The following is a 7,179-nucleotide window of genomic DNA, read 5'->3' as shown; positions in this document are numbered from 1 at the left end:
CGTGGGCGTCTCAGGCCGCGGGGCTCGCGGTTCCGGCCTGGGTGGCGGGCGGCGTCGCCGCGGTTTGTTTGTGGGGTGCGGTGATCGCGGCGGGCCGCGCGGCGCGGGCGGAGACGGCACAGCCCACCCGGTCCGCGGCGACGGGACCCTGGTGGCGGGGAGCCGCGCTGGCGTGCCTGGCCGCGGCCGTCTTCGCCCGGGGGTTCGCGTTCGTCGCGGCCGTCGAGGGACGCGGATTTGCCCGTGAAGGCGAGCGCGTGACCGCCGTCGGCTGGGTGCGGGAGGCTGCCCCCACGCCCTGGGGGACGCGCGTCGTGCTGGAGGCGCGCGTGGATGCGGCCGGCGGACCGGAAGCGTCGGCGGGACGCGCGCGCCGCCTGGCCGTGCTGGTGGAGCTGCCGCGCCGGGCGGTGGAGGTGGGCGAAGGCTGGCAGGTCCGGGGGCGCCTGGCGAGACTCGGTCCGGCGCGGAATCCGGGCGCGTTCGACCCGCGCTCGTACTGGCTGCCGCGCGGTGTCGCCTGGGAACTGAAGGCGCCGTCCGCCGAGCCGCGGCCGGACGTCGCCGGACCCCTGTGGCGGCGGAGCCTGGCGCGCCTGCGCGGCGCGCTGGCGCGCGCGCTGGACAGGACCCTGCCCCCGGATCTGGCCGGCCTGGCGCGCAGCCTCGCCCTGGGCGACCGCGCGGGCCTGACGGAGGACGAACGGGCCGCGTTCCGCTGGGCGGGCGCCAGCCACGTGCTCGCCGTGAGCGGCATGCACGTGGCGCTTCTCGTGTCGTGGCTGAGCGCGCTGCCTTTGGGGGCACGGACGGCCGTGCGGGCCTCGGCGGCGGCGCTGGCGCTGGTCTACGTGGCGCTCGTGGGGGCGCCGGCGTCGGCCGTGCGCGCGCTGCTGATGCTTCTGTGGTCGGTGGCGGCCGAGTGCCTGGGACGGCCCAACGCGCCGTTCCAGGCGCTGGGCGCCTCGGCGCTGCTCCTGCTGCTCTGGGATCCTCCGCTGTGGCGGGACGCCGGCTTTCAACTCTCCGTGCTCGCCACCGCCGGGGTTCTGTGGGCCGCGCCCTGGTCCGCCCGTCGCTTCCGGAACCTTGGACGGGCGCTCCGGTGGGTGGCCGGCACGCTGGCCGTGGGCACGGCCGCCGTCGCCGTGTCGGCGCCCGCGGCGCTGCGGGCGTTCGGCTGGGCCGCGTGGTGGGCTCCGCTCACCGGCCTCGTGATCCTTCCCCTGACGGCGCTCGCGATGCCGCTGTCCCTGGCCGGCGCCCTCGCCGCCGGGCTCGGCGTTTCCGGCGCCGTGCTGCGGCCGGAGGCCTGGGTGCTGCGGGCGGTTCAGGTGGTCGTCGAGTACTGCGGCGCTCTCGGGCGCGCGTTGCCGCCGATGGGTCCAGGCGGATGCTTCGCCGCCGCGGCCGCGCTGGGCGCCGTATGGGCCGCGCGCGCGGCACGGCGCGCGGGCGTCCTGTCCGGGCCGGTCGGGCCCGGGGCGCGGTTCCCGCCGCGGCGAGCGGCGGCTGTGGGGGCAGCCGTGGCGGCGCTGGCGGTTGTGGCGGCGATCCTCGTGCTCCGCGTCCCGGCGTCGTCCCGCCTGCTTGAGGTCACCTTCCTCGACGTCGGTGAGGGCGACGCGGCCGTGGTGCGCACGCCGTCGGGGCGGTGGCTCGTCATCGACGGCGGCAACCTGCGGCTCGCCCCGCGTCCGTCGCCGGACGAGCGGCCGGGCGCCCTGGCCGACTACTTGACGTACCGGCGCGTGCGGCGCATTCACATCCTCTTCTCGACGCATCCTGACGCCGACCACCTGTACGGGCTCGTGCCGGTCGTGGAACGCTGGCCCGTCGACCTCGTCATGGACCCGGGCGCCACCGCCGCGGACGACGGGTGGCGGCGGTTCGCGTCGGCCATCGCCGCGCGAGGCCTGCAGCGCGCGCGGCCGTTCCGCGGGTGGACGGCGCGCCTGCCCGACGGCGTGGAGCTGGACGTGCTGAACCCGCCGCGCCGCGCGGCAGGGTTGAGCGACAACGACCGCGGCCTCGTCGTGCGCCTGGTCTACGGCGCCGTGGGCTTTCTCTTCGCCGCGGACGTCGAGGCGGGGACCGAGGCGTCGATGGTGAGGTCCGGGGCCTGCCTGGCCAGCACCGTGCTGAAGGTGCCGCACCACGGCAGCCGCACGTCGTCGACGGACGCGTTCGTTCGCGCCGTCGCGCCCCGCTTCGCCGTCGTCTCGGTGGGACCGAATCCGTACGGCCTGCCGAACGGCGACGTTCTCCGGCGGTATCGGGACGCGGGCGTCGCCGTCCTACGGACGGATCGGGGCGGCGCGGTGCGGTTCCGGACGGACGGCCGGCAGCTGTGGCTCGCGCGCGGGGCAGGCCCATGGCGGCGCGTGCCGGGAGACGCCGCGGCAGGGGACGCCGTCCGCTGCCGCGAAAGGCAGGTGTCGATGGGGGTGGCGCAGCCTTGACGGCCCGGCGCCGTCAAATGTGGTTGGACGCTCTGATCGTCCTGGCGACGCTCCTGGCGGGGATCGCGCTCTGCGCGGCGGTCGTCGCGGCGGCGCGGCTCGTGGCGCACACGCTGCTCGTGCTCGTGCTGGCCGTGGTGCTGGCCGTGCTCTTGAACCCGCTCGTCGCGCGCCTGCAGGAGCAGAGGGCGAGCCGCGCGCTGGCCGTCGCGCTCGTCGTCGTGGCCGCGGTCTTGTTCCTCACCGGGCTGGCGCTGGCGCTGCTGCGGCCGCTCATCACGCAGGTGGGGGAGCTGAGCCAGGCCCTGCCGGAGTACGTCGCGGCGGCGAAGGCTGCGGCGCCCGCGTGGCAGGAGCGGTTGGCGGAACTCGGCCTGCGGCTGGACCTGGACAAGGTGTGGCCCCAGATCACCTCGCGCCTGGAGGCCGTGGGGTTGCAGGCGCTGTCGCGCCTGGGCGACGTCATCGGCCAGATCGGCGGGGCGGCGGCGGATGTCGTGCTCGTGGCCGTGCTCACGATCTACCTGATGCTCGATGGCCCGCGGCTCGCGCGGGGCCTCCGCGCCTGGGTGCCGGCCTCGCACCGGGCCCGATATGACGAGATCGCCCGCATCACCGGCCGGCTGCTCGGCGCGTACGTCCGCGGCCAGATCATGCTGGCGTTCATCCTGGGCGTGCTGGCCGGCATCGGCACCTGGTTCCTGGGCGTGCCCTACGCCGCGCTCATCGGGCTGCTGGCCGGCCTGTTCGAGCTCGTGCCGATGGTGGGGCCGGTCCTCGGCGCGATCCCGGCCGTGCTGCTGGCGCTTCTCGTCTCCTGGCGGACTGCGCTGTACGTGGTCATCTATTTCATCCTGATCCAGCAGCTGGAGGGGCATGTGCTCGTGCCGCGCGTCACGGGGCACGCCGTCGGGCTGCGGCCTTCGGTCGCCATCGTGACGCTTCTGGGCGGCTTCGAGCTCGCAGGCCTGTGGGGGGCGCTGTTTGCGGTGCCGGCCGCCGGCATCCTGAGCGCGGTCGTGGGCGCCCTGTGGGGGCCCGGGGCCAGGCAACCCGGCGCGGGCGGGGCGGACGGCGCCGGGACGGCGGACGAAGCCCGCGACGCGCCGGCCCCAGCAAGCGCCCCGAACGCTGAGGGCGCTGCGCCGGGAGGCGGCGACGCGCCCGGGGAAGGGGTGACGGGACCGGCATGACGCGCGCGCGACCTGCGCCCGCGACTTCGCTCCTGCCGTACGAAGCGGCGGTCGCCGACATCCGGGCGGGGCGCATATCGCCCGTGTATCTCCTCACAGGGCCTTCCCACGTGGCGGCGGGCGCCGTCCGGCAGGCGCTGCTTGAGGCGATCGTTCCGTCCGGGCACGAGGCGCTCGACGCGCCCGCGTTCGACGGCGCGTCGACGCCGTGGGCGGACGTCGTCGCCGTGCTGCGGACGCCGTCGTGGTCCGGCGGGCGCGTCGTCACCGTCGACGAGCCGGCGGGCCTGGGCGAATCGGGCGACGCGTCCGCGGCGACGGCGGGCGAGCCGGCCAGCCTCGCGCCGCTGGAAGCGTACATCGAACGGCCGGAACCGGCCGCCGTCCTCGTCCTGCGCTGCCGGGGGCGGGTCGACCGTCGGCGCCGGGCCGTCAAGGCCATACAGGAGCGCGGCGGCTTGGTGGAGTGCGCGTGCGAGGACCGCGAGGCGCTGGCGTCCTGGGTGACGCGCCGCGTTCGCGATGCAGGCGGCCGCATCGCCCCGCACCTGGCGCGCCAATTGGTGGAACAGGTCGGCGCGGACCTCGACCGTGTCGCGAGCGAAGCCGACAAGCTCGTGGCGTACGCGGGCGCCGGGCCGGTCGACGAGGCGGCGCTGCGCGCGGTCGTCACGCCGTCGGACGAGGTGAATGCCTTCCGCCTTGTGGACGCGCTCGGGCGGCGCGACCCCGAGGCCGTGGCCGCCGAGATCGAGCGGCTGCGCGCGGCCGGCGAGCCGCCGCTGCGCCTTCTCGCGTTGCTGGCCGGCCAGTTTCGCCTGATGCGCCACGCAGCGGACCTGGCGAAGAGGGGTCTGCGGGCGGAGGACGTCGCGCGGGAACTCGGCCAGCACCCGTTCCGCGTGCGCCGCGCGATGGAGCAGTCCCGGCGCTTCAGCGGCGAGGAACTCGACCGGTGTCTTGAGGCGCTGTGGCTCGCCGAGTGGCGGATCAAGTCGGGCGCTTGGTCGGAGCGCGGTGCGCTGCTGTGGGTCACGGCCGCGCTGGTGACGGGCGGCTGGGGCGATGCCGGGTCGCAGCGGGCCGGCGGGGCCTACGAAAAGCAAAACGCCCTCCAACGGCGGAGGGCGGTTCACGGGAGCCGCGCGAGGCCTACTTGGAAGCCTGAGCCTGGGCGAACGCCTTCATGAGGCGCGACTTGCGCCGCGCGGCCGTGTTCTTGTGGACGACGCCCTTCTTCAGCGCCTTGTCGATGGCGCTGATGGCTTGGCGCAGTGCCTCGGCCGCGTCGCCGCCGCTTTCAAGGGCCTCATAGAAGCGGCGCGCACGCGTCCGCATGAGGCTCTTGACGCTGCGGTTGCGCAGGCGGCGCTTTTCGGCCTGACGCGCGCGCTTGATCGCGGAACGGATGTTGGCCACGAATTCCACTCCCCAGTAAAAATCGCGATTCATTCTACCAGCCGGTCGACTCGTCTTCAAGACGCGAAGCGCCGCGCGCGGAGCGGTGGCGACGGGCATGACCCGCCGTGCGCGTCCGCCGTTTTTCGCGTCTCCCCATCCGAATCCCGCCGTCGTGACGCCGCGTTACATAGAAACAACCACAGGCGGGAAGCGTAACCCGTGAATTCCATTACCACCTGAGGGGGTGGCAACGTGCTCGGCGCCATCGTCCGCTTCGTCGTATCGGCGATCGTGATCTGGCTCATGGGCCTCGTCGTGCCGGGATTCAGCGTGAACGGCTTCGTCGGCGCCATCTTCGCGGCCCTCGTGATCGCCCTTCTGGGTTGGGTCGTCGAGGCCATTTTCGGCCAGCGCATCTCGCCCTACGGGCGCGGCATCGTCGGGTTCGTCGTCGGGGCCTTGGTCATCTACATCGCGCAGTTCATCGTGCCGCACCAGTTGTCGGTGTCGTTCTTGGGGGCGCTGCTCGCCTCGCTCGTGATCGGCATCGTCGACGCGTTCGTGCCGACCCAGCTGCGCTGACGCGACGGGGCCATCGGTCGACGGGCGACTGGGGCCGCCCGGTCGCCGCCGGGGACACCCGCGCGTCATGGACGCACCCCCCGCCCCATATGCATGAGGGCGGGGGGACAACCGGTGCGCGCGTGGAGCCGTTCCATCCGGGCATTCGGGCGCAGGCTGCTCGCCTTGAGGCCACGGCGGTGGCCTTCGGCGACGGTCGTCGCCTACGCGGCGGCGGTCGCGGTCTGCGTCGCCCTGCTCTGGACGCGGCCCGGCCCGCCGCTCGCGGTCCGCGTCCTCGCGCCGCAGCGGGCGATCTCGACGGCGCCTGAGCTTCAGGATCGCCCGTATCCATGGTGGGTGGCGTTCCGCCTCAGCGATGACGCCTGGGCGCGGGTCGTGCACTGGGCGTGGCCGCTGTTTCCGGACCGGGTCCCCGGCCCGGCGGGCGGCTCGCCGTCCGGCGGCGCGTCCCGGTCCATGGAGCCGATCGTCGCGTGGTCGCCGGCGGAGCTCGCGCAGGGATTGAGCCAAGCGCTGTTGGGCTTTCGCTGGGATAGCCCGCTGAGCTGGCTCCTCGCCGACATTCCGGCTCTTGCCGACACTGTGCCGCGAGGGGCGCCCGGGGCGCCGTCCCCGGCCCCGGCGGACGAGGGCCAGCCGATCGTCGTCACCGGCCCCGACCCTGCCGTGCTCATCTACCACACGCACGCGACCGAATCGTTTCTGCCGGAGCTTCCCGACGCCACGGAACCGCAGGATGCCTTCACCACGGACCGCCGGCGCAACATGGTCCAGGTGGGCGACGCGCTCGCCGCCTCTCTGGCGGCGCTGGGCGTCAATGTCGTCCATTCTCGGGAGGAATACGATGCGGCGGGGCGCGTGGGCGCCTACGAGCGTTCCCTTGCCGGCATCGAGCCGATCCTCGCCGAATACCCGTCCCTCCGGCTAGTCATCGACCTGCACCGCGATTCCGCCGATCGCGACCGCACCGTGGCCGTGGCGGCGGGCGAGCACGTGGCGAAGGTGATGCTCGTCGTCGGCACCGATCGCCTGCTCAGCCACCCGCACTGGCGGGAGAACGCCGCCTTCGCCGCGCGCGTCGCGGCCGCCATCGAAGCGGCGCACCCGGACCTCCTCCGGAAGCCGGACGGCCAGCCGTACATGGTCGAACGGGGCCGGTACAACCAGCACGTGGCTCCGGGCGCCATCCTGATCGAGGTCGGCGGGGCCGAGAACACGCTGGCCGAGGAGGACGCGACGGCGCGGCTGCTGGCCCCCATCCTCGCGGATCTCGTGAAATCGGGCCGCGTGCCGCCGCGCCCGGCGACGCCGACCGGGCCGTCGCGCTGAAGCGCGAGCAGGGGCGCCGTCGCTCGTCCCGCAGCCATGGGACGCTCCTTCCGCGCATATGCATGCGCCGGGGAGGAGGAGGCGACATGCCGCGCGTCATCGCCGTTGGCACCGCCGTGCCGCCGCACGTCGTCACCCAGGAAGAGGCGCGCCAGGCCGCCAGCGTCGTCTTCGCCGCGTCGTTCGGCGACTTGCAGCGGCGGCTCGAC

7 protein-coding genes are annotated in these 7,179 nt (G+C 74.5%); 6 read left to right on the top strand and 1 reads right to left on the bottom strand.

The window, feature by feature from the left end; genetic code table 11:
• The 3 genes from IRZ18_07590 to holA form a co-directional block, all read left to right on the top strand.
• Positions 1 to 2,462 (top strand): ComEC/Rec2 family competence protein (locus tag IRZ18_07590; protein MBX5476964.1); only part of this gene is annotated, 2,462 nt, incomplete at its 5' end.
• Complete coding sequence (locus tag IRZ18_07585; GenBank protein ID MBX5476963.1) at positions 2,459 to 3,655, top strand: AI-2E family transporter; 1,197 nt, start codon at positions 2,459 to 2,461, stop codon at positions 3,653 to 3,655. The genes IRZ18_07590 and IRZ18_07585, both read left to right, overlap by 4 nt.
• Positions 3,652 to 4,845 carry a DNA polymerase III subunit delta gene (holA, locus tag IRZ18_07580; GenBank protein ID MBX5476962.1) on the top strand — a complete coding sequence of 398 codons (1,194 nt, stop codon included), beginning with the start codon at positions 3,652 to 3,654 and terminating at the stop codon, positions 4,843 to 4,845. Before IRZ18_07585 ends, holA begins: the two co-directional genes overlap by 4 nt.
• Here holA and IRZ18_07575 read toward each other — a convergent pair.
• Complete coding sequence (locus IRZ18_07575) at positions 4,808 to 5,074, bottom strand: 30S ribosomal protein S20 (GenBank protein MBX5476961.1); 267 nt, start codon at positions 5,072 to 5,074, stop codon at positions 4,808 to 4,810. The genes holA and IRZ18_07575 overlap by 38 nt on opposite strands.
• Positions 5,075 to 5,359: 285 nt before the next feature.
• Between IRZ18_07575 and IRZ18_07570 the strand changes: the two genes are divergently transcribed.
• The 3 genes from IRZ18_07570 to IRZ18_07560 all read left to right on the top strand — a co-directional run.
• Positions 5,360 to 5,638, top strand: coding sequence for a phage holin family protein (locus IRZ18_07570; protein MBX5476960.1), 279 nt, complete (start codon positions 5,360 to 5,362; stop codon positions 5,636 to 5,638).
• A gap of 114 nt (positions 5,639 to 5,752) precedes the next feature.
• Positions 5,753 to 6,970 carry a stage II sporulation protein P gene (locus tag IRZ18_07565; GenBank protein MBX5476959.1) on the top strand — a complete coding sequence of 406 codons (1,218 nt, stop codon included), beginning with the start codon at positions 5,753 to 5,755 and terminating at the stop codon, positions 6,968 to 6,970.
• A gap of 86 nt (positions 6,971 to 7,056) precedes the next feature.
• A partial coding sequence (locus IRZ18_07560; protein MBX5476958.1) for a type III polyketide synthase occupies positions 7,057 to 7,179 on the top strand: 123 nt, incomplete at its 3' end.

The organism is Clostridia bacterium, from assembly GCA_019683875.1.
Taxonomy (GTDB): Bacteria; Bacillota; Sulfobacillia; order RBS10-35; family Bu92; genus Bu92.
This window is presented reverse-complemented; position numbering and strand designations above follow the sequence as displayed.